Source organism: Streptomyces akebiae, from assembly GCF_019599145.1.
Taxonomy (GTDB): domain Bacteria; phylum Actinomycetota; class Actinomycetes; order Streptomycetales; family Streptomycetaceae; genus Streptomyces; species Streptomyces akebiae.
This window is the reverse complement of record NZ_CP080647.1, coordinates 9,305,731-9,329,850: the sequence shown is the minus strand read 5'-3', so window position 1 is coordinate 9,329,850 and position 24,120 is coordinate 9,305,731. Positions and strand designations below refer to the sequence as shown.

The 24,120-nt window shown below is 71.6% G+C and carries 24 protein-coding genes and 1 pseudogene; 7 read left to right on the top strand and 18 right to left on the bottom strand.

Going from position 1 to position 24,120, the window contains the following annotated elements; translation table 11 throughout:
• Positions 1 to 241: 241 nt before the first annotated feature.
• Positions 242 to 1,147 carry an amidohydrolase family protein gene (locus K1J60_RS40450; protein ID WP_220650555.1) on the top strand — a complete coding sequence of 302 codons (906 nt, stop codon included), beginning with the start codon at positions 242 to 244 and terminating at the stop codon, positions 1,145 to 1,147.
• A 385-nt stretch (positions 1,148 to 1,532) separates the two neighbouring features.
• Here K1J60_RS40450 and K1J60_RS40445 read toward each other — a convergent pair whose 3' ends face one another.
• The 3 genes from K1J60_RS40445 to K1J60_RS40435 form a co-directional block, all read right to left on the bottom strand.
• Entirely contained in the window at positions 1,533 to 2,963 is a 1,431-nt protein-coding gene (locus K1J60_RS40445) for a cytochrome P450 (RefSeq protein ID WP_220650554.1), read from the bottom strand.
• 161 nt (positions 2,964 to 3,124) lie between these two features.
• Positions 3,125 to 3,760, bottom strand: a complete 636-nt coding sequence (locus K1J60_RS40440; RefSeq protein ID WP_220651925.1) for a phosphoribosylanthranilate isomerase — start codon at positions 3,758 to 3,760, stop codon at positions 3,125 to 3,127.
• Between the two features lie 83 nt (positions 3,761 to 3,843).
• The gene (locus K1J60_RS40435) at positions 3,844 to 5,088 is read right to left on the bottom strand and encodes a PucR family transcriptional regulator (RefSeq protein ID WP_220650553.1); all 1,245 of its coding nucleotides are present in this window, start codon (positions 5,086 to 5,088) and stop codon (positions 3,844 to 3,846) included.
• A 360-nt stretch (positions 5,089 to 5,448) separates the two neighbouring features.
• On the opposite strand from K1J60_RS40435, the gene K1J60_RS40430 reads away from it, so the two are divergent.
• Positions 5,449 to 6,312, top strand: coding sequence for a DUF4394 domain-containing protein (locus K1J60_RS40430; protein WP_220651924.1), 864 nt, complete (start codon positions 5,449 to 5,451; stop codon positions 6,310 to 6,312).
• A 176-nt stretch (positions 6,313 to 6,488) separates the two neighbouring features.
• Here the strand turns inward: K1J60_RS40430 and K1J60_RS40425 are convergent, their stop codons facing one another.
• From K1J60_RS40425 to K1J60_RS40400, 5 genes are all read right to left on the bottom strand, one after another.
• Entirely contained in the window at positions 6,489 to 7,802 is a 1,314-nt protein-coding gene (locus tag K1J60_RS40425) for an LCP family protein (protein WP_220650552.1), read from the bottom strand.
• 342 nt (positions 7,803 to 8,144) lie between these two features.
• Positions 8,145 to 8,363 carry a hypothetical protein gene (locus K1J60_RS40420; protein ID WP_398683964.1) on the bottom strand — a complete coding sequence of 73 codons (219 nt, stop codon included), beginning with the start codon at positions 8,361 to 8,363 and terminating at the stop codon, positions 8,145 to 8,147.
• 95 nt (positions 8,364 to 8,458) lie between these two features.
• On the bottom strand, positions 8,459 to 8,893 hold the full coding sequence (locus K1J60_RS40415) for a DUF7144 family membrane protein (RefSeq protein ID WP_220650551.1): 435 nt from the start codon (positions 8,891 to 8,893) through the stop codon (positions 8,459 to 8,461).
• Between the two features lie 50 nt (positions 8,894 to 8,943).
• The gene (locus K1J60_RS40410) at positions 8,944 to 9,414 is read right to left on the bottom strand and encodes an SHOCT domain-containing protein (RefSeq protein ID WP_220650550.1); all 471 of its coding nucleotides are present in this window, start codon (positions 9,412 to 9,414) and stop codon (positions 8,944 to 8,946) included.
• Positions 9,415 to 11,111: 1,697 nt separating this feature from the next.
• Positions 11,112 to 11,819, bottom strand: a complete 708-nt coding sequence (locus tag K1J60_RS40400) for an HdeD family acid-resistance protein (RefSeq protein WP_220650549.1) — start codon at positions 11,817 to 11,819, stop codon at positions 11,112 to 11,114.
• A 208-nt stretch (positions 11,820 to 12,027) separates the two neighbouring features.
• On the opposite strand from K1J60_RS40400, the gene K1J60_RS40395 reads away from it, so the two are divergent.
• On the top strand, positions 12,028 to 13,443 hold the full coding sequence (locus K1J60_RS40395) for a DUF2252 domain-containing protein (protein ID WP_220650548.1): 1,416 nt from the start codon (positions 12,028 to 12,030) through the stop codon (positions 13,441 to 13,443).
• A gap of 115 nt (positions 13,444 to 13,558) precedes the next feature.
• On the opposite strand, the gene K1J60_RS40390 is transcribed toward K1J60_RS40395, so the two are convergent.
• The 5 genes from K1J60_RS40390 to K1J60_RS40370 all read right to left on the bottom strand — a co-directional run bounded on the left by K1J60_RS40390 (position 13,559) and on the right by K1J60_RS40370 (position 17,849).
• Complete coding sequence (locus K1J60_RS40390) at positions 13,559 to 13,756, bottom strand: hypothetical protein (protein ID WP_045560456.1); 198 nt, start codon at positions 13,754 to 13,756, stop codon at positions 13,559 to 13,561.
• 156 nt (positions 13,757 to 13,912) lie between these two features.
• Entirely contained in the window at positions 13,913 to 14,434 is a 522-nt protein-coding gene (locus tag K1J60_RS40385) for a hypothetical protein (RefSeq protein ID WP_220650547.1), read from the bottom strand.
• A gap of 48 nt (positions 14,435 to 14,482) precedes the next feature.
• Positions 14,483 to 16,183: an MFS transporter gene (locus tag K1J60_RS40380; protein WP_259408363.1), complete on the bottom strand. Its 1,701-nt coding sequence runs from the start codon at positions 16,181 to 16,183 to the stop codon at positions 14,483 to 14,485.
• A gap of 346 nt (positions 16,184 to 16,529) precedes the next feature.
• Positions 16,530 to 17,066: a DUF2087 domain-containing protein gene (locus tag K1J60_RS40375; protein WP_220650545.1), complete on the bottom strand. Its 537-nt coding sequence runs from the start codon at positions 17,064 to 17,066 to the stop codon at positions 16,530 to 16,532.
• Between the two features lie 171 nt (positions 17,067 to 17,237).
• A complete protein-coding gene (locus tag K1J60_RS40370; RefSeq protein ID WP_220650544.1) occupies positions 17,238 to 17,849 on the bottom strand; it encodes a 3'-5' exonuclease in 612 nt (203 codons plus the stop codon).
• 175 nt (positions 17,850 to 18,024) lie between these two features.
• Here K1J60_RS40370 and K1J60_RS40365 point away from each other — a divergent pair, with 175 nt between their 5' ends.
• Entirely contained in the window at positions 18,025 to 18,405 is a 381-nt protein-coding gene (locus K1J60_RS40365; protein WP_220651923.1) for a winged helix-turn-helix transcriptional regulator, read from the top strand.
• 90 nt (positions 18,406 to 18,495) lie between these two features.
• Here the strand turns inward: K1J60_RS40365 and K1J60_RS46420 are convergent.
• A pseudogene (locus tag K1J60_RS46420) lies at positions 18,496 to 18,797 on the bottom strand (elongation factor 1-alpha C-terminal domain-related protein); the annotation flags it as partial.
• 41 nt (positions 18,798 to 18,838) lie between these two features.
• On the opposite strand from K1J60_RS46420, the gene K1J60_RS40360 reads away from it, so the two are divergent.
• Together K1J60_RS40360 and K1J60_RS40355 are read left to right on the top strand one after the other, a co-directional pair.
• Positions 18,839 to 19,273, top strand: a complete 435-nt coding sequence (locus K1J60_RS40360; protein ID WP_220650543.1) for a helix-turn-helix domain-containing protein — start codon at positions 18,839 to 18,841, stop codon at positions 19,271 to 19,273.
• Positions 19,270 to 19,650, top strand: coding sequence for an antibiotic biosynthesis monooxygenase family protein (locus tag K1J60_RS40355; protein ID WP_220650542.1), 381 nt, complete (start codon positions 19,270 to 19,272; stop codon positions 19,648 to 19,650). The genes K1J60_RS40360 and K1J60_RS40355 overlap by 4 nt, the downstream gene beginning before the upstream one ends.
• Before the next feature lie 13 nt (positions 19,651 to 19,663).
• Here K1J60_RS40355 and K1J60_RS40350 read toward each other — a convergent pair whose 3' ends face one another.
• Entirely contained in the window at positions 19,664 to 20,200 is a 537-nt protein-coding gene (locus K1J60_RS40350; RefSeq protein ID WP_220650541.1) for a hypothetical protein, read from the bottom strand.
• A gap of 197 nt (positions 20,201 to 20,397) precedes the next feature.
• Between K1J60_RS40350 and K1J60_RS40345 the strand changes: the two genes are divergently transcribed.
• The gene (locus tag K1J60_RS40345) at positions 20,398 to 21,390 is read left to right on the top strand and encodes an aldo/keto reductase (RefSeq protein ID WP_220650540.1); all 993 of its coding nucleotides are present in this window, start codon (positions 20,398 to 20,400) and stop codon (positions 21,388 to 21,390) included.
• A 130-nt stretch (positions 21,391 to 21,520) separates the two neighbouring features.
• Here the strand turns inward: K1J60_RS40345 and K1J60_RS40340 are convergent, their stop codons facing one another.
• The 3 genes from K1J60_RS40340 to K1J60_RS40330 all read right to left on the bottom strand — a co-directional run bounded on the left by K1J60_RS40340 (position 21,521) and on the right by K1J60_RS40330 (position 24,098).
• Complete coding sequence (locus tag K1J60_RS40340) at positions 21,521 to 22,789, bottom strand: diaminobutyrate--2-oxoglutarate transaminase (RefSeq protein ID WP_220650539.1); 1,269 nt, start codon at positions 22,787 to 22,789, stop codon at positions 21,521 to 21,523.
• A gap of 65 nt (positions 22,790 to 22,854) precedes the next feature.
• Positions 22,855 to 23,856, bottom strand: a complete 1,002-nt coding sequence (locus K1J60_RS40335) for a TauD/TfdA family dioxygenase (RefSeq protein ID WP_220650538.1) — start codon at positions 23,854 to 23,856, stop codon at positions 22,855 to 22,857.
• A 32-nt stretch (positions 23,857 to 23,888) separates the two neighbouring features.
• Positions 23,889 to 24,098, bottom strand: coding sequence for an MbtH family protein (locus tag K1J60_RS40330; protein WP_220650537.1), 210 nt, complete (start codon positions 24,096 to 24,098; stop codon positions 23,889 to 23,891).
• Positions 24,099 to 24,120 lie beyond the last annotated feature (22 nt).

Here is a 24,120-nt window from a genome sequence, read left to right as displayed (position 1 = left end):
GGCCATTCAGAGTTGTCGGTGAGTGAATGACAGTCAATGGAATTCCGTGAACGGCACGTTACGTTCACACCAAGCCGCACCGGGGGTGCCCGATATCCCCTCCTTCTGTGGATTTACTCCCTCGTACGAGGGAGTACGGCGACGGCACCGGGGATGTACCGTTCGGCGCGGGCCCGCTACCGGGTGGTCGTTCCCCGCGCGCCCTGACCGGGGAAGCGCCGGCCTTGGTGGGAGGAGCGTCATGACCAACTGCGACGTGCACCAGCATCTGTGGACCCCCTCGCTGGTGGCGGCCCTCAGGTCACGCCGCGAGCCGCCGTTCCTGGACGGCTGGACCCTGTTCCTCGACGGCGAGCCGCCCTACGAGCTCCCGCCCGCCGATCATGACATCGCCCGCCGTACCGAGCTCGCCGACAGCGACGGCCTGGGCCGGGCCCTCGTCTCACTCTCCTCCCCGATCGGTGTGGAGTGGCTGCCCGCGGCCGAGGCGCGCCCCCTGCTCGACGCCTACCACGAGGGCTCCGCGGCGCTCCCCGAACCGTTCGGCGCCTGGGCCGCGGCGTGCGTACGGGACGTCGACGCGAAGGCGACCGCCGCGGACCTCGACCGGGGCTTCGCCGGTCTCCAGCTCCCGGCGAACGCCCTTGCCGACGCGGCAGGTTACGCCCGCTGTGCCCCGCTCCTCGACCTCCTCGAAGAGCGCGACCTCCCCCTGTTCGTCCACCCGGGTCCAGCGCCGGGCGGTGCCGAGGGGCCCGGCTGGTGGCCCGCGATGGTCCCCTACGTCCAGCAGATGCACGCCGCGTGGTTCGCCTTCCGCGCCTTCGGCCGCCCCCGCCACCCCCGGTTGCGGGTCTGCTTCGCCCTGCTGGCCGGGCTCGCCCCGCTGCACGGGGAGCGCTTCGCCGCCCGCGGCGACGGCCGCGACGCCGGGGTGGACCCGGGCGTCTTCGTGGAGACGTCGTCCTACGGTCCGACGGCCGTCGAAGCCGTGGTGCGCGCCCTGGGCGTGGAAGCCGTCGTCCAGGGCTCGGACCGCCCCTACGCCGAGCCGCCGCAGCAGCCCGGCTTCGGGCTGGGCGGAGCGGCCGCGTACGCCTTCCGGATCACCAATCCGCGACGCCTGCTCACAGGCACGGACGGCTGAAACCGGCGGGCCGACCGGCACGGAGGGCCGAGGCCGGCGAGGTCGTCCCCCGCCACCCCCGGTGACGGGTCTGCTTCCCCTGCTGCCCCGGGCTCGCCCCTTCGTGGAGACGCCGTCCGACGGGGCCGACGGCCGTCGAACCGGTGTGCGCGCCCTGGGCGTGGGACGCCGTCGCGCGAGGCTCCCCGACCGCCCCTACGCCGAGCCGCCGCAGCAGCCCGGCTTCGGGCCGCGCACCGACGCGCAGGGCCGAGACCGGCGAGTCGAAGACCCGGGAGCCCGCGGCCGAGACCGGCGAGTCGAAGACCGGGAGCCCGCGTCCTACCCCACCCCGCGCCCTACCGTCGCGCGCCGGTCGGCGCGCGACGGTACGCGCGGTCGTCGGTCAGCGGCCGGGACGGATCAGCCCCGTGAGATAGCGCCACAGTGAGGAGCGCTGCCGGGCGGCCACGTCCGGCGTCACCGTCTCCGTCGCGCCCGTGTCCCCCGCGCCCGTGTCCCCCGACTCCGTCGGCTCCGCCACCGGCCGTTCGGCGGTCGGCGCGAGTTCGTACCGTACGGGCAGCGAGCGCAGGCCCCGCATGAAGGGCGAGGAACGCCAGGGCAGTTGGTCGACGGGGAGGGCGAGGTCCAGGTTGGCGAACCGCTCGAACAACCGGCCCACACCGACGGCCGCGACCGTCGAGGCCAGCTCGCGGGCCGGGCACTGACGCGGGCCGGCCCCCCAGGACAGGTGCGCCCGGGTGCTGACCGTGGTGCTGGGGGCCACGTGGTCGGCGAAGAGCGGATCCGCGTGCGCCGCGGCGGAGGAGACCCAGACCGGGTCACCCGCGCGGATCGTGTAGTTGCCGAGTCTCGTGTCGGCGGCGGCGAACCTCGGCACGAAGTTGACCAGCGGCGGCTTGCGCATGACGACCCGGTTCATGGCCTCCCGGACCATCCCGGCCGAGAGGCTGGCCCGCACGCTGTCCTCGCCGGAGAGGACCTCGACGACCGTGTTGGAGACGAGGATGCCGACGTGGTCGGAGGTCATGCCGAGCAGCATGAAGAGTTCGCGGGCCAACTCGTCGAGCGAGAGGTCCGGGTGGGCGGCCAGCAGATAGGAGGGGAAGTCCTCGCCCGGCGTCTTCAGCTTCAGCTCGGCGAGCTCGGCCAGCGCGCCCAGCAGCCGGTCCAGGGCGGGCCCCGCGTCGGGACCCGCGTCCAGTACCCGCCACATGTCCATCAGGGCGTCGTCGCCCTGGGAGCCGGGGAAGCCGAGCAGATGGCTGGCCACCATGAGCGGCAGGGGCCGGGAGAACTGGGCGGACAGGTCCGCCAGCCCCGTGCCGCCCGCCTGGCCCATGAGCGTGATCAGCTCGTCGGCGTAGGCGGTGACGGCGGCCTTCAGCCGCTTGGCCTGGGGGTTGCGCGGGTCCTGGAAGGGCTTGAGTGCCTGGTCCCACGCGGTCCGCAGGCTCCGGTAGCCCGGACCGCCCTGGATGAGTACGTGGTTGACCTCCAGGGAGGGGCCGAGCGGCCAGTCGGCGGGGACCCGGCCCTCGGTCCTGGCCCGCCAGTTCTCCAGGCCCTTGGGCCAGCCGGCGTCGTCCTGGAGCACCTGGAGCGCCTCGCGGTAGCCCAGCACCAGCCAGGCGGGGACGCCGAGCAGATCGACCGGCGCCACCGCGCCGTGCCGCTGCCTCAGCCGCTCGTACACCAGCGACGGACGCGTCTCGTAGTCCCGGGTCAGCAACGGTTCCGGAGACATCGCCTCCAACCCCGCACCGTCCAGCTCCACGGACACGCCCTCACCCGACTGGGTTTCCCTCACCATGCCGCCCCTCCGACACTCCCCGTACCGGCCCACCTTCATTCGGTAGCCGGAACGCTGGGACCCTACCCCAGGGTCACTTCCGGGGGAACGCCGGGCGGCACCACTCACAGCTCCGGCCCCGTGACGCACAGCCGTGCGCGGGGCACCGCTGCCGCCGTGCGTCACCTCCCGGTGCGGGCCGCCCTGATGAACTCCCTGATCAGAGCTGGGTCCTTGACGCCTCGGTGCTGCTCCACACCGCTGGAGACGTCGACGCCCCAGGGCTCGGTGGCGGCGACGGCGTCGCGCACGTTCTCCGGGGTGAGGCCGCCGGCGAGGAGCCATTTCTCCCCGGAGCCCGCCAGCGGCTTGCTCGCCCAGTCCCAGGCGATGCCCGAGCCGGGGACGGGCGCGTCGAGGAGGAGCATGTCCTCTCCGAACTCGCCGCAGCGCGGTACGGAGTCACCGAACGCGGCGGCACGGATCAGCGTCCGGTCGTCGGTCGCCAGCTCGTCGTAGTAGGCACGGTCGTCGGGGCCGTGCAGCTGGATCGCCCGGATCCCCGACGCGGCGGCCAGGGAGCGCACGTCCTCCAGGGGCTCCTGGCGGAAGACGCCCACCGTCAGGACGTGCTCCGGCACACGGCGGCCCAGCCGTGCGGCGGTCGCGGCGTCGATACGGCGCGGGCTGGCCGAGAAGACGAAGCCGATGGCGTCGGCGCCCGCCTCGACGGCGGTGTCGACGTCCTGCTCGGTCTTCAGACCGCAGATCTTGATGAAGAGGGAGTCACTGTTGCTCACGGGCCCAGCCTGCCGCATCGGCGACGACGCGGGAACGGCGGCCGTCCGGTCCGGGAAGCCGACGCGGGTACGGCGGCCGCGAGGACCGGCGCGCCGCAGGGTCAGCGCCACGCTCCCGACAGGCGCCGGGCGACGGCCGCGCTGAGTGTCCGCACCCCCCGGGTCGAGCCGGGGTCGATGCCGGTGAGCTCCCGCGCCCGGCGCAGCCGGTAATCGAGGGTGCGGGTGTGGACGTTCAGGGCGGTCGCCGTGGCACCGCGGTGCATGTCGTGGCGGTAGTACGTGTCGAGCGTGATCAGCAGGTCCGGGCCGGCGGCCAGCCGGTCGGACAGTGCGCGCAACCAGGCGTCGACGAACGGCACGTCGGCGACGGCGAGTTCGACGAAGAGGTCCGCCAGGGTGTGCGGCCGCAGCCGGGCGGAGGCCCGTCGCAGCGGGGCGGTGTCACTGATCCGCCGGGCTCTGTCGAGCGCGTCGGACAGCTCGGGCAGCGGCGCGGTGGCGGTGCCGACGGCGCAGGGCCGGCCGAGGGCCCGGGCCACGTCCCGGACGACGTCCGCCACATGTTCCGGGGCGAGGTCGGGCAGGAGGTCGAAAGCGGTGTGCTCCGGCACATTCTCGGCCCGCCCGGAACCGGAATTCACGGGGACGAGAGCGATCAGCTCACCGCTCCCGTCACCGCCCCGCGAACCCCATACGACGGGGGATCGGTGACTCTTCACGAGTGTGTCGATCTCGTTTTCCAGGATGCGGTCGACAGGTGGAGGGTCCGGCAGCCGGAACACCGTCACCGCGTACCGGTCCGGCAGTTCCATGTCGACGGCCTCGGCGAGTTCCGCCGCTATCGGGTCCCCGTTCAGCAATGACCGGGCCAGCAGGGCGACCTGTTCGGCGTACGGCATTCGACGGCGCAGCACACGGACGAATCCCTGACGGTAGGCGCCGATGCCGCGCTCGCCCTGCGGGGCGAACCAGGTCATCATCCGCATGAGTTCGTCCACACCGGCGCGGCGTTGGGCCTCGGTCGCCTCGTTGATCTCGCGCAGCATGAGCGCGGTGTGCACCCGCAGCACCTGCTGCCGCGCGTCGAGCGACATGCCCGCGCCGGCCCGCAGTTCCCCCATGGACGCGATGTACTCGAGATCGTCGTCACTCAACTCGCTGTTGTTTGGCGACAGTTCGACAGTGCGGTGCCGGAGCCAGACCGCGTGGTCCAACGTCTCGGCCCGCGCCCGGGGGTCCTTGCGCAGGAACCCGAACTCCGCGATCTCGCGTGCGTATGTCTCTACCTCCCGGCGGGCGTTGGTCGACGCCTGGCGGGCCAGTTCGGCGAAGAGGCTCCCCATGGACACGAGCATGTCATTCCGGTCGAACGGGCCGACAGTCGGGATCCGGACGGCGTTCATCACTCCGCATAAATCGGCGGCAAGTGGGCCGACCGGGTTTTTGTCACCGTGCGCAAAATTCCCGGATCGGGTCGTTTCCGTCACGGCTTCCGCTTGTGTAGGAGTCGTAAAGCGGCCTTAATGAGAGCCGCGTACCCACCCGTGGGGGAAGAGCGTCGCAATCATTCCGGCTCTGCTTCGGAACGGTTCCGGCAATCAGTACGGGCAGGAGTACGGAAATTCCTCAACCGAGCGTCGGACAAGGACGCACGCCCAAACGGGAGGGAAACTCCGATGAAGGCAGGCAAGCGAAAGAGAATCATGGCGGCGATGGCGGTCATGGTCACGTCGACCGCGCTCATGCTCGGCGCGCCGGGCACCGGTTCGGCCGCCCCCGCCGCCGCCCCCAGCCTCCGCGCCTACGGGATCACCGGTGACGGCACCCTGATGGTGGCGTTCTGGACCGACCGGGCGGACGTGCTCAACTGGGTCAGGGCCGTCACCGGCCTCAGCGGCGACACGGCCCTGATCGGCATCGACTTCCGGGTGCAGAACGGCGTGCTGTACGGCGTGGGCAACAAGGGGGGCATCTACACGATCACCATCCCGACGGGCAGCCAGGACGTCGTGGTCACCAAGGTGTCCCAGCTCCAGTACGCGCTGAACGGCACGAACTTCGGCGTCGACTTCAACCCGGCGGCCGACCGGCTACGCGTGATCAGCGACAACGGCCAGAATCTGCGGCACAACCTCAACGACCACACGACGATCCAGGACCTGAACCTCACCACCCCGCCGATCGAGGGCACGACCAAGGGCGTCTCCGCCGCCGCCTACACCAACAACGACCTCGACGGGTCCACGGCGACCACGCTGTTCGACATCAACACGACCAGCGACCAGGTCGTCATCCAGTCCCCGGCCAACAACGGCACGCTCGCCCCGACCGGCAACCTCGGCATCGATGCCCAGATCAACGCCGGCATGGACATCTACAGCACCCTGAGCGGCGGCAAGACGGTGGACAACACCGCCTTCGCCACCCTCACCGCCTACGGCGCGAGCACGCCCTCCCTCTACACCGTCAACGTCTTCACCGGGCAGCTCACGCTCGTGAACGACGCCGCGAAGTCCAAGTTCCCCCTGAACATCACGGACGTGGCCGTCTCCCTGACCGGTAGCTGATCCCCCGACCGCACCCTCGCCGCGGCCGGCCACCACCGGGCCGCGGCGAGGCCGCGAGGAGGGCGACGACCCGCCCGTCACGACGAGCCCGCCGTCGCGGCCCCGTCAGCACAGCCCCGTCAGCACAGCCTCGTCACCCCGGGCCCGCCGCCACATCCCCGCCGCGACAGCCCCGTTCACCGCAGTTCCTCCAGATCGAGATCCGACCCCACCACCAGGGTCACCACTCCCGCCGCCGCGTCCGCGGACCGTGTGGCCTTGGCGTCGGGCAGTCGTGAGGCGAGGACCCTCGCCTGCTTGGCCAGGTCGGCCGGATGGGCGACCGTGGTGGTGTCCGTGTTCTCGGGCGCGTTGCCCGTGCCGACGACGGTGAACCCCGCCTCGCGCAGCTTCTCGGCGACGGCAGCGGCCCGCCCGGAGACGCCGGTGCCGTTGAGGACCTGGACCCGCACGTCGGAGGCGTAGATCAGGTCGTTCTTGGCCTGTGCCTGGAGCCTCTTCTTGTCGACCTCCTTGTCGTTGGCCAGGGAGGTGAACAGATCGGCGGCCTGCGGGTACTGCCAGACGATGTTGGCCCTGTCGGTGGGGACGTCGGCCTCACGGGGGTAGTTGGGGACGGTCAGGAAGGTCAGCCGGTCGCTCGGGATGCCCTTGAGCTGGGAGGCGAGGTCGTAGAGCGGGTCGATACCGTCGAGATCCTCGTCCGTGGTCAGCGACTTGGTGGCGGACTGCAGGAAGTCGTAGAGCGAGGTGGGGCTGGTCAGACGGGACTTGGCCTTGGCCGCCAGGGTCTCCATGAACTCCTGCTGCCGGCCGATGCGCCCGATGTCGGAGCCGTCGCCGACGGCATAGCGGGTCCGTACATAGCCGAGTGCCGTCTCTCCGTCGACGGTCTGGCAGCCGGCCTCCATGTCGAGGAGGGCGTTGTCGTCCTTGATGGCCTGCTCGGGGCAGACCTCGATGCCGTCCAGCGCGTCGACCATGCCCTTGAAGCCCTGGAAGTCGACGGACATGAAGTTGTCGATGCGCAGACCGGTGTTGGCCTCGACCGTCCTGATCGAACAGGCGGCCGCGCCGGCGACCTCGCCGCTGGAGCCGCCGATCGCGAACGCCTCGTTGATCTTCGCCAGGTGCGGGCCCGACGTACTGCCGTCGCCCTTCTCGCACGCCGCTATCTCGACCCAGGAGTCACGCGGGAACGACACCACGGTGGCCCACTCCCGGTTCGCGGGGAGGTGCAGCACCATGAGGGTGTCGGACTGCATCGTGGTCAGGTCCTTGCCGTACTTCGCGTTGGCCCCGTCGCGGCTGTCCGAGCCGACCACCATGATGTTCTTCGAACCCGGGCTCAGATTGACCGGGCGGTCCCCGCCGAGCTTGCCGTCGACGTCGGCGCCCGTGATGTTGTTGTCCAGGTCCTTGTAGACCCAGGCCCCGACCCCGCCGACACCGAGGACGAGCAGGGCCGCGCCGCCCGCGAGCCAGCTCACCGTCCGGCCCCGTCGTGTCAGCCGCGTGCCCCCGCCTCCGGCACCCGCGCGCCGCCTGCCCGTACCACTCACCGGCCCTCCCCCGCCTCGGCCGCACCCGGCCGGTCGACTGCCCTGCCCCCTGGACGTCCGGCGGTCGTGATCACCGAACGCGCAGGACTCTACATGCATGTAGATATACGGATCGGCGCCGCAGGCGACTCACCACGCCCCGCACGCACGAACGTCACAGAGGCGTCGCAGCGTACAGAAGGACGACCGTCGTCACGTCCGAGTCGCCCGAGAACACCCTCGGGACGACCGCGCCCCACGGCAGCGCGAACCGCGCCTCCTCCGCAGGCCTCAGTGGTCCCCTTCGCCCTTCGCCCGGCCGAGCAGCTCTCGCGGCAGCCCCTCGTCGCCCGGTTCCAGGGAGGTGACGAAGCCGGCCGGCACCGCCTCGCGGTCCGGCTCCCCGTCGAGGACCCCGCGCATCCGGTGCGCGGCCGGACCCGCCCGGTCGGAGGCCGGGGTCCACCCGAAGGAACGGCCGGAGCGCTCCCGGGGCCGTCCCCCTCGCACAGCGCGGACGGATTGTGGAAGGAGAGGCGCCGAAGCGCCCCACCTATCCTCTACGCCCCCGCCGCGAGGACCCGTCCCTCCGCGGAGCCGGTCCCTCAGCGGAGCGCGTCCCCGGAATCGTCCCGCCTGACCACGCACAGGGCCCAGATGATGAAGGCCGAGAAGGCGATCATCACGATGGACCAGACGGGGTAGTACGGCAGGGACAGGAAGTTGGCGATGATGATCAGGCCGGCGATCGCGACGCCTCCGACGCGGGCCCACAGGGACTCCTGGAAGAGGCCCAGGCTGACGAGCACGGCCACGGCGCCCAGGGCGAGGTGGACCCAGCCCCAGCCGGTGAGATCGAACTGGAAGACGTAGTCCTGGGTGGCGACGAAGACGTCGTCCTCGGCGATGGCCATGACGCCCCGGCAGATGTCGAGGACGCCCGCGATCATGAGCATGACGGCGGCGAAGGCCGTCAGCCCCTCGGCGAAGGGCCGTGACCGCTTGGTCGAGTGCATGCGTCCGGTGTGTGTGGCGGTCATACCGTTGCCTCGATTCGGTGTCGTGCGGTGGGTGTCGTGTCGGGTCCGGGTCAGCGCCCGGCGGCGGTGGGGCCTGCGCCCGTGCCCGCCGAGGCTCCGTGGCCGCTCAGGACCAGTTCCTTCGCGCGGCGGAACTCGTCGTCCGTGATGTCGCCGCGTGAACGGATCTCGGACAGCCTGGCGAGCTCGTCGACGCTGCTGGATCGTCCGTCGCCGCCCGTGGCCGTCTGCCGGATGTAGTCGTCGAAGGCGGCCTGCTGTGCGCGCGCCTGTGCCACCTCGCGGCGGCCCATGTTCTTGCCCCGGGCGATCACGTAGACGAAGACGCCCAGGAACGGCAGCAGGATCGTGAGGACCAGCCATCCCGCCTTGGCCCAGCCGCTCATGTCGTCGTCACGGAAGATGTCGACGACGACCCGGAAGAGCAGCACGAACCACATGATCCACAGGAACAGCAGGAGCATGGACCAGAAGACGCTCAGCAGCGGGTAGTCGTACGCGAGGTACGTCGGACCACTCATGTCTCTCCTCCGTCCCGGGCGTACGCCCGGCAGGTGTTCTGCCGTCCTCGGCGCGCCCGCGGCGCCAGGGTCGGCGCCGTTCTCAGCGTGCCCACGACCGGAGCCGGCCGGCCTCACCCCGGGCGGGTGAGACCGGCCTCGTCCGGGGCGGGGTCGGCCGCGGCGGCGGCCACCGCCACGAGCGCCAGTACGACCATGACCAGGACGGCCACGAGGACGACCGCGCCGACCGTGGGGTGGTTCCAGAGCAGAAGGGCCAGCGCGCCCGCGCCGAGGACGACGCCGGTGGTCCAGCGGGGGTGGGGCGCCAGTCGGCGTCCGGTCCGGCCGGTGCTCATTCCGGCCTGCCGCAGCGACCGCCCGGCCGCCGTGGTTCCGCGCCCGGCCAGGGCCCGCACCCGGCCAGGGCCCGCACCCGGCCAGGGCCCGCACCCGGCGGGCCACCCGCCCGGGGCCGTACAGATAGGCGGCGAGCGCCGTGGCCAGGAAGACGACGAGCAGGGTGCGCGTACTGTCCCGCAGGAAGCGCAGGAAGGTGTCGAAGATGGCCCCGGCGGCGTCGGGCGGCAGGGCCGAGGGAGGTACGGCGTCCAGGTAGACACGGCGGACGACGGCCAGCGCGACGAGCAGCACGACCATCATCACGCTGATGCCGAGGGCCGTGATCAGCGTCATCACCCGGTGGCCGGGCGCGGTCCACACCGCCAGGGCGGCGAGGGCGATCGTGATGACGGGCAGCCAGGTGCCGAGGATGTTCAGCAGCCGCATGGCGTCCTGCGCCTTGCCCAGTACGTCGGTGTGGAAAAGGGTGACCGTGCGGTCGCTGTCGGGGACGGCGGCGGCCTTGTCGAAGCCCGCGTCCACGAGACGCTCCCGGACCTGGTCGACGACGGCGCCGACGTCGAGTTGGATCGTGTCGCCGGTGGCGCGCAGCGCGCCCTCCCGCTCGCCGGTGAGCATGTGCACCACGGCCGCGTGCGCCCGCCGGTTCGAGCCCTCCCGGACCTGTTGAAGAACTCGCTGATGATGACGCGGGTGACGTTGCGGTCCACGACGGTCCGGACGACGGAGCGCAACGGACCGTCGAGGGCCTCGGCACCCGCCACGACCTGCGGCGGCGCGCCGTTGTCGGCGAGCACCTTGGTGAGGGCGTCCGTCACCGCCTTGACGTCCACGTTCTTGACGACCTCGTCGGTCAGCCGGTTGATCACGACGTTCTGTACCGCCGGGTCGGACGCCAGCGGAGCGACCGTCTCGACGTACCGGTCGGTGTCGGCGACGGTGTCCTGCACCCAGGCCGCGACGACGGCGAGGGGCGCGAGCAGCAAGGTCACCACGAGCAGAACCGCGGCCCCGCCTTGCGCAACCGCCGATGCCGCACCCCGGCATCCCGCCGCAACCGCTCGTACTCGGCACGCTCCTCGGAGCTGAGCACATGCCCACCCGGCCCGTCAGCCCCATGCCCACCCGCCCCGGCACCCGGGCCACGACCACCCGCCCCGACCCCACCGCCCGGTTCGGCACCCCCACCTGGGCCGGTCCCCCCCACCAGGACCCGACCCGCTCTCCGCGCCGGCGGCATCCCCGCCGGCCGAGTCGGCCTCGTCTCCCGGTCCGTTGGCGTCGGCCGGTTCGGAGTTCGGTGGTACGGAGTCGTTGCCCGGGAACATGGGTCCTCCTCGGGGTTGTGCGGAGACTCAGAGGGCGTCCGTGGTCGATGCCCGGGAGCCCGTGACGCCCGCCCGGCGGAGGGCGGCGCGCCAGGCGAGGGCGACCGTCGCCTCGGCGAGGCCGAGCAGGACGAGCCACAGGCCGAGCAGTCGGGTCAGGGCCGTGGCCGACTCGGTCGGCAGGGCCAGCACCACGATCCCCGCGGCGATGCCGAGCACCGCCACGCCGAGGACGAAGCCCCGGTGGGGCATGTTCTTGGCGGCGAGGGCGGTGTAGAGCGTGAGGATGCCGGTGGCCAGCCAGACGATCCCCACGATCAGCGAGAGCGCGGTGATGGTCTGCAGCGGGTTCCGCAGGCAGAGGACGCCGGCCAGGACGTACAGCAGCGCCAGGAGCAGCCCGGGCAGGCGCTCTCCCGCCTCTTCCCGGGCGAAGACGTCGACGAAGCGGAACGCCCCGATCGCGAGCAGGTACAGCCCGAGCAGGACCGCGAGAACGTGCAGGGTCCCGTCCGGCCAGACCAGGACGATGACGCCCGGCACAAGCGTGGCCAGCGCCGAACCCAGGATCCACTTCCAGGAGCGGCCGACCCTCCCCAGCACCTCCGCCGGGTCACCCGGCACTCCGGAAGCCCCTCCTCCCGGCGCAAGGTCAGCCCCGGGCTTCGCCCCGGCCTCACCAGGCCTGTAGTCGTCCGCCCCGGTACGCGGTGCCGGGCCAGGGGACTCGGTCATGGCTCCTCCTCGCGTCCTCGCGGCCGAACGGGCCGCTTCGGCACCGTCGGCGACTTCGGCACACGACAGGTGCGCGGTGACCTCGTCGGGCCAGCGTCGCACCCCGCCCCGACTGTCGGATCACCCCCGGCGGGTGATCCGAGAGCACCGCACGGTCGAGGAGGGTGGACGGTACGCCGCCGGGCCGGCGGCCCAGGAGGTGTGTGTCATGACCAGTGCGAGCGCATCCACGGCATCACCGACCGTGGCCGAGAGGGCGGCGCACGGCCGGGAGGCGCGTCAACGCGCCTCGCGGTCCTGCCACGGCTGGTTCGAGTCGGACGCGGACGCCGACCGGACCGACCCGATCGAGGTGATCGAGCGTCAGTCGGCCACCCGGATTCCGGAGTTGGTGCCCATCCGCTACGGCCGCATGCTCGAATCCCCGTTCCGCTTCTACCGGGGCGCCGCGGCCATCATGGCGTCGGATCTCGGCCCCCTTCCGAACACCGGTCTGACCGTGCAGCTCTGCGGTGACGCCCATCTGCTCAACTTCCGGCTGCTGGCCTCGCCCGAACGCCACCTCGTCTTCGACATCAACGACTTCGACGAGACCCTGGCAGGGCCGTTCGAATGGGACGTGAAACGGCTGGCGGCCAGCTTCGTGATCGCGGGCCGGGCGAACGGCTTCTCGACCGAGGAGCAGGACAGGGCGGTACGGACGTGCGTGAAGGCGTACCGGCGCCGCATGCGCGAGTTCGCCGGCATGCGCACCCTGGACATCTGGTACGCCCAGGACGACGCCGACCGGCTGCGGGAGCTGATGGCCTCGTCGATGGACAAGGAGACCAGACGCCGTACGACCGAGGCGGCCAGGAAGGCCCGTACGCGCACCCAGCTCCAGGCCTTCGAGAAGCTGACCCGGGTCACGGCCGAGGGCCGGATGATCACACCCGACCCCCCGCTGATCACCCCGCTCCGGGACCTGCTGGCGGACTCCTCCGCGAAGGGCCAGGAGGCGGAGCTGCGGAACGTGCTGGACCAGTACGTACGGACCCTGTCGTCCGAGCGCCGGCATCTGCTGCGCCGCTACCACGTGGTCGACATGGCCCGGAAGGTCGTGGGCGTCGGCAGCGTCGGCACGCGCTGCTGGATCGTGCTGCTGCTCGGCCGGGACGACTCCGACCCGCTGCTGCTCCAGGCCAAGGAGGCACAGGAGTCCGTCCTCTCCGCGCAGCTCGGCGGCGACAGCTACGACAACCAGGGCCGCCGGGTGGTTTCGGGGCAACGGCTGATGCAGACGACCAGCGACATCTTCCTGGGCTGGACCCATGTCGTCGGTCTGGACGGGCGCGAACGAGACTTCTACGTACGGCAGTTGCGCGACTGGAAGGGCATCGCGCGCCCGGAGACCATGGATCCCGGCCTGCTGCGGCTCTTCGCCCGGTTGTGCGGCGCCAGTCTGGCTCGGGCGCACGCCCGCTCCGGCGACCCCGTCGCCATCGCCGCGTACCTGGGCGGCAGCGACCGCTTCGACCGTGCGCTCGCCGAGTTCGCACAGTCCTACGCCGACCGCAACGACCGGGACTTCGAGGCGCTGGGCGTGGCCGCGCGCACGGGTCGGGTCCGCGCCGAGAGCCTCTGAAGCGCTCCCCGAGAGCCTCTGAAGCGCTCGCCGGGCTGCGGGGCTCCCCCGGCGAAGCGCGCCCCCTCCAGGCCCCCCGGCGAAGCGCCCCTCCAGGACCCCGGCGGCTCCCGGCTCACTCCGGCAGCTGACGCATCTCCAGGACGCGCAGCCCCAGGGACTGGCAGCGGGCCAGCAGCCCGTACAGATGCGCCTCGTCGACGACGTGCCCGAACAGGACAGTGTGGCCGGACATCACCACATGGTCCAGTTCGGGGAAGGCGCCGGTCAACGCCTTCGACAGCTTTCCGTCGACGCGGATCTCGTAGCGCATGAGCGGTGTGCCCCCATGGCCGGGTACGGGCGGGCTGCGTTCCTTCTCTGCGATCGTCCGTCCTGGGGCCCCGGCCCGGCCTCACCCCGGGGAGGTGAGTCGATGGCGCAGGTGCGGCAGGACGTCGGTGGGTCAGCGGGGCGATGGGTCAATGGGTCAATGGGTCAGGTAGAGCTTGAACGCGATGATCAGGAGGCCGAGCAGCAGGTTCACCGAGGCCGTGACGGCGACCAGGCCCCACGGGGCGTCGGCTCGGCGGGCCGCGACCACCGACCAGCCCACCTGTCCCGCCACGGCGACCGCGAGCGCCAGCCAGAGGGCTCCCGACAGATCGAGGCCGAGGAGCGGGCTGATCGCGACGGCGGCGGCCGGTGGGACGGCGGCCTTGACGATGGGCCACTCGTCGCGGCACACCTCCAGCACGATCCGGCGGTCCGGGGACCGCTGCGCCAGGCGTGCCCCGAAGAGCTGGGCGTGCACATGCGCGATCCAGAACACCAGGCCGGTGAGCAGCAGCAGAAGGACCAGTTCCAGACGGGGGTAGGTCCCCAGGCTCCCGGCGCCGATGATCACGGAGGAGGCGAGCATCGATCCGTAGACGCCGCCGGTGTAGTCGGCTCGGGCCCGACGCTCCGCGCCGCGCCCGTCCCGGGACGCGGCTCGCTCGCTCGTGGACATCGTCTCCGCCTCCCTGGCCTTCAGATCGTGGTCTCCGTCGCCGCTGCCTCAGTGTTCCGAGCGGCGCGGGGCGGCCGGTGCGCCGGAGCCGCGTGGCCTGGATCGATCCGGGCCCGGTGGCGTCGGACGGTCGGACCCCGATGGTGTCGGACGGTCGGTGCCGCCTTGCGTCGGACGGTCCGTCCCCCCGCCCGGCAGGCCCGGGGTGACCAGGAACGCGGCGACGGTGATGCCGCCGGCGGCGAGGATCGCCGCCTTCAGGCCGTCCAGCTGGGCCGAGGCGTAGGAGTCGGCGAGGGCGTCGACCTCGGACGGCGGCAGTCCGGCACGCTCGGCCGCCGTACGCACCTGATCCGTGGGGACGAAGCTGATCCCGGCCTCGAGCGCGACACTCGTCTGCTGCTGGGCCTCCTGCGACAGCGCCGGATTGTCTTCGACCTGTGTGGTGAAAGCCTGGGCCAGGGAGCCGATGAGGAGCGATCCGATGAGCGCGGTGCCGAGGGCTGATCCCAGGTTCTGGGCCGTGAACTGCAGACCGCCGACCTCGCTGCGTTCCTCCTCGCCCACGCTGGACTGCACCACGTTGCCCAGCTGCGAGGCGAGCAGCCCCAGGCCGACACCGAGCAGGGCCATGGCCAGCGCGAACTGGGTGTCGTCGATGACGGGGTCGATGGTGGACAGCAGCCACACGATGGACCCGGCCAGGGTCACCAGGGCCAGCCGTACCACCCGGCGCGGTCCGGCCCGTCGGCCCAGCCGGGAGGCGACCAGGGAGGCGGCGAGCATGGTCACGGACACGGGGAGCAGCCGCAGTCCGGTCTGGAAGGCGTCGAAGCCCTGCACGACCTGGAGGTAGAGCGGAATGGTGAAGAACAGTCCGAGCAGGATGAGGTTCTGGCTGAGCAGGGCCAGCAGGCCCGACCGCAGCGCGGGGATGTGCAGGAGGGGCAGGTGGACCAGGGGTTCGGTGCCTCGGGCCGCCCGCCGGTGCTCCCAGCGCGTGAAGACGAACAGGACGATCACGCCTGCGCCGATGACGAACAGGGTCGGCGCGAAGCCCATGACGGTGAACGGCGGGTTGCGGGGCTGTACCCAGCCCCAGGTACTGCTCTGCAGCACACCGAGCACGCCCAGGGCGAGACCCGTCGCGGACAGTACGGCGCCGACACCGTCCATCGGGGGGCGGGCCCCGGTCCGGGGCGCTTCGGTGATCACGCGGTGGAAGCACAGCACGGCCACGACGACCACGACCTCGCCGGCGAAGACGAGCCGCCAGGTGAGGTACGTCGTCACCCAGCCGCCCAGCAGCGGGCCGACGGCGATCCCGGCCCCGGCCAGCCCGCCGATGACGCCGTAGGCGACGGCCCGGTCCCGGCCGCGGTAGGACTCGGCGACGAGGGCGGCCATGGCCGGCAGCACCATCGCGGCGCCGAGGCCCTCGATGACCGACCAGCCCAGGGCGAGGACCCACAGGGTCGGCGCGACGGCGGTCAGGGCCGAGCCGGTGCCGTAGACCACCAGGCCGAGCAGGAAGAGCCGACGGCGGCCGAGGATGTCGCCGAACCTGCCTCCGATGATCATGAAGGCGGCCATGACCAGCGCGTACAGCGTGATGACGGCCTGGATGGCGGTGACCTCGGTGTCGAAATCCTCGACCAGTTGGCTGATCGAGACGTTCATGACGGACGTGTCCAGAACCATCAGGAACTGGGCCGTCCCGAGGACGATCAGAGCCCGCCACCGCTTCACGGCATCCACCTCGCCGAGTCGGCCCGGGACGCCGGCGGGCGCCGTCCGAGCAGCGACCGTCACCGACCGGCCACCACCCCCCATCCCAGCTCAGAAGCTTCGCGGGCGCCTCACCCGTCACGGGCGAGGCGTCCGTCCGCGCGGCCGGTGACCACCATCCGTCGGAGAGACGCCGCCGGTGCGGGTGGAGCCGCCGGTGCGGGTGGAGCCGCCGACGGTCGCCGTCACCGCCACGGTGTTCTGTCCCGGCTTCCGTGGCAACCGACCGCTCCTCCCCACCGGGGGCCGGTGTGTACCCGCTGCCTGCGCCAGAGGACCTGACCACGACGCGGACCGCCCTCGACCGTCAGACTCGCCGATAGGCGGTACCCGACTCGTTTCTGCGCAACAGACCCTCGTCCACCAGGGCACGGCGCAGGCTCACCCAGTCGTCGAACCATTCGCCGCAGATCGCGTTGACCTTGGCCTCGGAGTAGGTCGCGCCGGGCTCGAAGGAGTCCTTCACCACGGCCAGAACCCGACTGCGCACCTCAGCCCTGCCCGGAATGGAGGTGAGCCGACCTCGGCGGAAATAGGAGCCCGCCCCGTCTCCGCCGCCGCGACCGGAGACGCTGACCTCGGCCTGGACCGCGAGCCGGAAAGTGTCGTCGAGCAGCGTGTACGTGCGCTTCTCGCTGTCGTAGGCGGCGATCCGGCCGTCCGTCAGCTTCTGCAGCGCCGCGGCAGCGGCCGGTGGGCGGAGCTCGGTCAGTTCGGCGACCTCCGCCACGGAGGTCGCGCCGAGGGCGAGGGCCGCGTAGGCGGCGCGCCGGTCGGTCTGGGCGAGGAGACCGACCAGGTCCCGGCAGGAGGGTGAATGGCCTTCGGTGAGGGCCGTGTTCATGGTGTCCGTTCCGGTTGTCGTTCCGGGCGCCGATCGTTGGTGGAGCCTCGGGCGTCTCTACAAGTACAGCCGTCTCGGGCTGTGTTGAAAGCGGTTTATGGCGAACGGGTGCGTTTCAGCCAGGCCTCCGGGACGGGGGCGTGGGGGGACGGGGGGCGTCGCGTGGGCCCGCTACGGCTCACGGTGGTCGCTCGGTCTGGACGTCTGTGGCGGTGAGGGCCATGCCCCGCGGCCCGACAGATCGAGGACGAGTGCCGCGATGTTCCACGCGTCGTCCTCGCCGCGGTGATGGCGTCCTTCGAGCGGCAGTCCGGCGATGCGCAGGGCGTGGCCCATGCCGGGTTTCTTGCGCAGCCCGTACGCCGCGGCGAACACGGCCTTGGCATTGGTGTGGGTGCGCTCCGTCGGATAGCCGAACGGGTAGGCCACCCCGTCGGCCTGGCTCTGCCGGGCGAACTGCCGACGGTCGTACTCGCCCCAGCTCGCCCAGGGGCGCTCCCCCGCCCCGTACTCCTCGACGAGGATGCGGCATGCCTCGGCGAAGGTGACGCCCCGTTCCACCTTAGCCTGGGTCAGGCCGGTCAGTTCCGTGCAGAAGTCGCTCACCGCCGACCTCGCGGGGCGGACCAGGACCCGGTGCCGGGACACACGGCACCGCCTCGACACGTCCACGACGGTGAGACCGATCTCGATGATCTCGTTCACGGAACCGGGCGGCGGTTGTCCGTCCCAGCAGGTGGCTTCCACATCGATGACGTTCAGCAGGGCGGATTCGTGGCGCATGGGGACGAGGGTATGGATGCGCCACCGGTACCGGCACCTCGTTTTCCGCTCGCGAGGTCGGTGTCGGTTCGCTTCCGCGGAGCCAGGACCCACGTGCTCTCCCATGGTTACTATGAAACGGCAGGAGAGCGGCATTGACCTGGAAGAACGCACTTCTCAGTGACTGGGGAACCTGATAGTGGCCAAGCAGTACACGGGCTCGCCCGAAGACGCGGACCTGAGGCGCGCCGACTCGCTGGCGCGAGAGATCTTCTCGGACGTCGCCAACAAGTGGGCGCTCCTGATCATCGAGGGGCTCGGAGAACGCACCCTGCGCTTCAGTGAGTTGCGCAACGAGGTCGAGGGCATCAGCCACAAGATGCTCACCCAGAACCTGCGCATGCTGGAGCGCTACGGACTGGTCGAGCGGAGGGTGCACCCCACCGTGCCGCCGCGGGTGGAGTACACCCTCACCGAGCCGGGCCGCGCTCTGCGAGCCACGGTCGATGGCATGTGCGACTGGACCCACCAGTACCTCGGTCACATCGAGGCAGCCTGCCGTCGCTTCGACGTCTGACGGGTGCACGGCACTCGCCTGGGTCGTACCGGCGCCCGTCGAGACGTCCCGTCGCGCCTGCCGAGCCGGGCGGTCCGGCCAGCGCGGGTCCGCCATGCCGGCCGCGAACGTCGAGCCGTCGGACCGGGCGATGAGGAGTAAGGAGCCGGTGCGGCGGGAGTCGGCGCAGGAGTCGAGAGCGACCGGTTCGGCGGTGCGGATCCTGACGCGGCCGATGTCGTCGGCGACCGGTCTGCCGGGGGCGGGGTGCTGCGCGAGGGCGTCGAGAGTGAGCCGCGACGGGATCTCCTCGACGATCGCCCTGACCGTCGGGTGGTGTGCTTGAGCAGGGCGCGCCGGCCGACGGTGAGCGGCTGGTCGGCGACGTGACAGACGGTCGCCTCGACGCTCCGGGCCCCGGGGCCTCTTCCGGTGGCCCCGGCCACCTCCGTCGGTGGCGGCGCCGCCCGAGGACGACGGGCTCTCGCGGAGCATGGCCTGGGCGCTGAAGAACCTGGGCGGGCCGATCACGGTGAGCACGCCGGCCCGCGAGGCACGGATGTCCGAGCGCGGCTATCTGCGTCACTTCGCGCGGAGCCAGGGCATCTCACCGATCCGCTGGCTGATCTCGCAGCGGGTCCGGGCGAGCCTGCCGCTGCTGGAGACCTCACAGGCCTCCGTGGAGGAGGTCTCGGCCGCCGTCGGCTTCGCGTCACCGGTGACCTACCGCCACCACTCCACCAAGATCATGCACACCTCGCCGTCGGCCTACCGCAGAGGCTTCCGCACCGTCCAGGTGGCCAGGGAGGCGGCCCGGACGGACCTACGGAGCCCAAGCTTCCGTGAGGGGCACGCGGGGAGTGCGTCCCGCCGTACGGTAGCGACATGAGCGATCACTCGGAAGCGGCCGTCGCACCCGTCGAGGCCCATGAACCCCCTTACTACGTAGCTGTGTTCACCACGGTGCGCACCCAGGAGCAGGACGGCTACGCCGAGACGAACGCGCGCATGGAGGACCTGGTGAAGGACATCCCCGGCTACCTGGGGATGGACCATGCGCAGACCCCCGGCGGGCTGGGCATCACGGTCAGTTACTTCCGTGACGCCGACGCGCTGACGCAGTGGCGCACCGACCTCGAACACCGCGCGGCGCAGAAGCGTGGGCGAGCCGAGTGGTACCGGAGCTACACACTGCATGTGGCGAAAGTGGAGCGGAGCAGCGGCTTCACACGAGCGGAGGTTTCCGAGGGCCCGACGGCGGGCTGACCCTCGGGCGGGGTCAGAGGGCGGCGCTGCCGAGAACCTCCGCGAGGTCGTCCGCCGACTCGGGCGTGAGGCGGTAGAACCCCTGGAGGCTGACCACGCGCTGCAGGCGTCCGTCCACCACGTACTTCAGGCCCCTGGTCCCTCCTCGGCGGTTGCGCCAGGTCAGTCGTCCGAGGAGGTCGCCGGGTACCGGCAGGTCGAAGCGCACCGGTGTGGCGTCCACGTGGACGGCCTCGGCACCGCAGCCGCCCGCGCCGAGCGCCGCCCAGTCGTGGTGTCCGGGGAACCCCGGGTCCCGCCATGTCGCCGGAGCGGTGCCGCAGCAGTCGCGCCGCTCCCTGTCGACCACGCGCATCCGGCTCACCAGCAGCACCTCGCCCCGGTTCACGTGCAGCGCGTACACCTCGTCCCCGGGGTGGGCGCCCGACCAGGCGGGGAGCGAGGAATGGACACCGCTGAACGCGACGGGCGGGCGCTCGCCCTCGCGTCCCGCCCCGCGCAGGGCACGGCACGTGTCGTGGGTCCACAGGACCGTGAAGGCATCGGACATGCCGAGATCCTACGAACGCGTATGAAGACAGCAGCCTTCCATCTGGTTGCCGGGGCCTTGCCGTCCGGGCCGACGACGGTCTCCCGGGCCGGCGTCAGCGGGAGTGTGCTGGTTGCTCGTCAGGGATGTGTCACTGCGGTGTGGAACGCGAGTCGCGGCTTGCCTAGAGCGCACTCCACGCGACTAGCGTGCAGTCCATGAAATACACGCAGCTCGGACGCACCGGCCTCAAGGTCAGCCGGCTCGTCCTCGGCACCATGAACTTCGGTCCCCACACCGACGAGGCCGACAGCCACGCGATCATGGACGCGGCGCTGGACGCGGGCATCAACTTCGTCGACACGGCCAACGTCTACGGCTGGGGCGAGAACAAGGGCCGTACCGAGGAGATCATCGGCACCTGGTTCGCGAAGGGCGGCGACCGCCGCGACAAGGTCGTCCTCGCGACCAAGGTGTACGGCAACATGGGCGCGGACGGCACAGCGTGGCCCAACCACGAGAAGCTGTCGGCGTTGAACATACGGCGCGCCGTGGACGCGTCGCTCAAGCGGCTGCGGACCGACCACATCGACCTCTACCAGTTCCACCACATCGACCGGGACACCCCGTTCGAGGAGATCTGGCAGGCCGTCGACGTGCTGGTCCAGCAGGGCAAGATCCTCTACGCCGGGTCCTCCAACTTCCCCGGGTACAAGATCGCCCAGGCCAACGAGATCGCCGCCCGCCGCGGCGGCACCATCGGCCTCGTGAGCGAGCAGTGCCTCTACAACCTCTATGAGCGCCGCGCCGAGATGGAGGTCATCCCGGCCGCGCAGGAGTACGGCCTCGGCATCATCCCCTGGTCGCCGCTGCACGGCGGTGCGCTCGGCGGAGTGCTGAAGAAGGAGGTCGAGGGCGGCCGGCGCAGCGAGGGGCGAGCCGCGGGCGCCATGTCCGGCCCTGAGGTGCACGCGAAGATCCAGGCCTACGAGGACCTGCTCGACAAGCACGGCGTGGAGCCCGGCGAGGCCGCCCTGGCCTGGCTGCTCACCCGTCCCGGTGTGACCGGCCCGATCGTCGGCCCGCGCACGGCGGAGCAGCTCGAATCCGCCCTGCGCGCCGTCGAGTTGGATCTGAGCGAGGAGCTGCTGGCCGGGCTGGACGAGATCTTCCCCGGCCCTGGACCGTCCCCGGAGGCCTTCGCCTGGTAGCGGTCGCAGCCGCAGTCGCCTCAGTCGCAGTCGCCGCCACCGTCGTCGGACGGTGGCGGCGTTCGGCCTGCGGGCGCCGCTGTCACGGCTGCCGTCCCGGTGCCGCCGCCATCGCGACCGGCACGGGCGACTACGTCGTAGCGAGTACCTGGACCGTGTCGCCCACGGTGTCCGCCACTTCCTTCCACTCGGTGAGGGAGATCGTCAGGGGTGGCAGGAGCTTCAGCACATGCCCCGCCCCCGAGGTCTCGGCGACGACGCCCGCGCGGAACAACGCCCCCCGTATCCGGTCGGCCGTCCCGGGGGCGGGGAATCTCAGTCCGCTCATCGCTCCCTTGCCGACGACTTCGGCGGCACCCGCCGGGAGGGCGTCGACGATGCTGGCGAGGCTGGTGCGGATCGCGGCGGTCAGTTCGGCGGCGTGGTCGGTGAAGTGCGGGTCGGTCCAGTGGTCCAGTGCCGCGGAGCCCGCCACGAAGGCGAGGTTGTGGCCGCGGAACGTGCCGTTGTGCTCGCCGGGGGCCCAACGATCGATCTCGCGCCGGATCAACAGCGCCGCCATCGGCAGCCCCATTCCGCTGAGGGACTTCGACAGGCAGACCAGGTCGGGACGGAGTTCGGGGGCGTCCTCGAAGCTGAAGAAGGTACCGGTGCGTCCGCAGCCCGCCTGGATGTCGTCCACGATGACCAACGTGCCGGTGGCGTCGGCGAGTTCACGGATCCGGGCCAGCCACGCGCGGGGCGCGGTGTGCAGTCCGCCCTCGCCCTGGACCGTCTCCAGCAGGACCGCGGCGGGCGGGGGCGTCGCCGCGCCCGGACCGAGGGCGTGTTCCAGGGCGGCGAACGGATCAGGCTCGGCCACGTCGCCGTACGGGAGGATCGTGACGTCGGTCAGCGGTACGCCCGCCGCGCCGCGCAGCAGCGGGGAGGTGGTGGCGGCGAGGGCGCCGAGGGACGTGCCGTGGAAGCCGCCGGTGAAGGCGATCACCTCGGTGCGCCCGGTGACCTTGCGGGCCAGCTTCAGCGCGGCCTCGACGGCGAGCGTTCCGGCCGGTCCGGGGAACTGGACGACGTGGTCGCCGAGGCCGCGGGGCTGGAGGATCAAGCCGGTGAACCGCTCCAGGAAGTCGGCCTTGGCGGTGGTGTGCAGGTCCAGCGACTGCACCGGGCCGCCGGCCGTGAGGTAGGCCGTCACCCGCTCGACGATCCGGGGCGGGTTGTGGCCGTAGTTCAGCGAGCCGGCCCCGCACAGCAGGTCGACGTAGCGGCGTCCGGAGGTGTCCCACAGATGGTGTCCGGCGGCTCGTTCGAAGACCACCGGGAAGTCGCGGCAGTAGCTGCGTACGTTCGACTCGTGACGTTCGAACACCGCGAAGGGCGTCCGGTCGGTCTCGGTCATGTCAGCACGTACCTTTCATGTCGACGATTCTCGTGACGCGTTGCGGGCCGATGACGCCTGGCGGGTCACTTGACCAGCACGGTTCCGTCACCGGGACGGTGGTCGCGGGAGCGGCGCAGGTCGCTGAAGGCGAAGGTCCGCTGGAGCCAGCGGTCGTGGCCGTCGTAGCGCGGAGTGAACGCCGAACGGCCGTGCAGGGTGATCCGGTTGTCCACGACGGCGAGGTCGCCGGGGCGCAGCAGCACCCCGGTGTACGTGCGGTGCGCCACCTCGGCGAGTTCCGCGAGAGCGGCCCGGCCCTCGGGGGTCAGCGCCTTGGTGGCCGCCTCGTCGAAGCACCAGTCGGGGTCGTCCGGATCGCCGGTGAGCACGGCGTGCGCGGTGCCCTCGCCGGCCGGTCCGAAGGACGGCGGCGCCTCGGTGACGTACTCGGGCCTGCCGAGCGCGTCCCGGGTGCCGGGCGTCAGCAGCGGCAGGACGCGCCGGGCGCAGCTGGTGCGCAGTTCGGCCGTGCCCTCGTGGTCGGGGCGCAGGCACAGCAGCATGACGTAGTCGGGGCGGTGGGGGTGGAAGGCGTTCTCGGTGTGGAAGGTGAGCTCCACCGAGCCGACGTTGCCCTGGACCGTCTCCTGGCCGGGCACCGGCACGACGTCCTGGACCAGGGCGCCGGACTTCTCCGCCGCGAAGGCGGCCGGATCGCCGAGCCCGGCCGCGAACAACAGCAGGGTCGCCGCGGGCAGGGACGGACCGTGCTGGACCGAGCCCTTCACCATCGGGGTCAGCGGCAGGCGCGCGGCACCGATGGGAAGCCTTCTCAGGACGAGGGCGCCGTCGGGGCCCGCATGCCTGCGGAACTCCCTCACGGTGCGCCGTATGTCGGCCGGGACGTCCTCCCAGGCGTGCCGGGCGAGCGCCACCCATGCCGGATCGTCGACCCGGTCGCCCGCCTGGTCCAGCAGTTCCGCCGCCACAAGGCCGAGCCGGGCCAGGGTGCGGGCGTCGTACCGCACCGTGCCGTCGGCGCTCGCCGGGGCGTACGGTGCCTGCGTCACGTCGACGCTGCTCACGTGCGTGTTCCCTTTCGTCCGCTGCGTCCGCGTCACTCGCCCATGGCCCGGACGAGGCTCTTGGGGCGCAGGTCGGTCCACTCGCGTTCGACGTACTCCAGGCAGGCGGTGCGGCTCTCCGGGCCGAAGACGGAGGTCCAGCCGACGGGCACGGCGGTGAAGTCGGGCCACAGCGAGTGCTGGCCCTCGTCGTTGACCAGGACCAGGTAGGTGCCGTCGGGGTTCTCGAAGGGGTTCGTCATGACGGGTCGGTGTTCCTTTCGG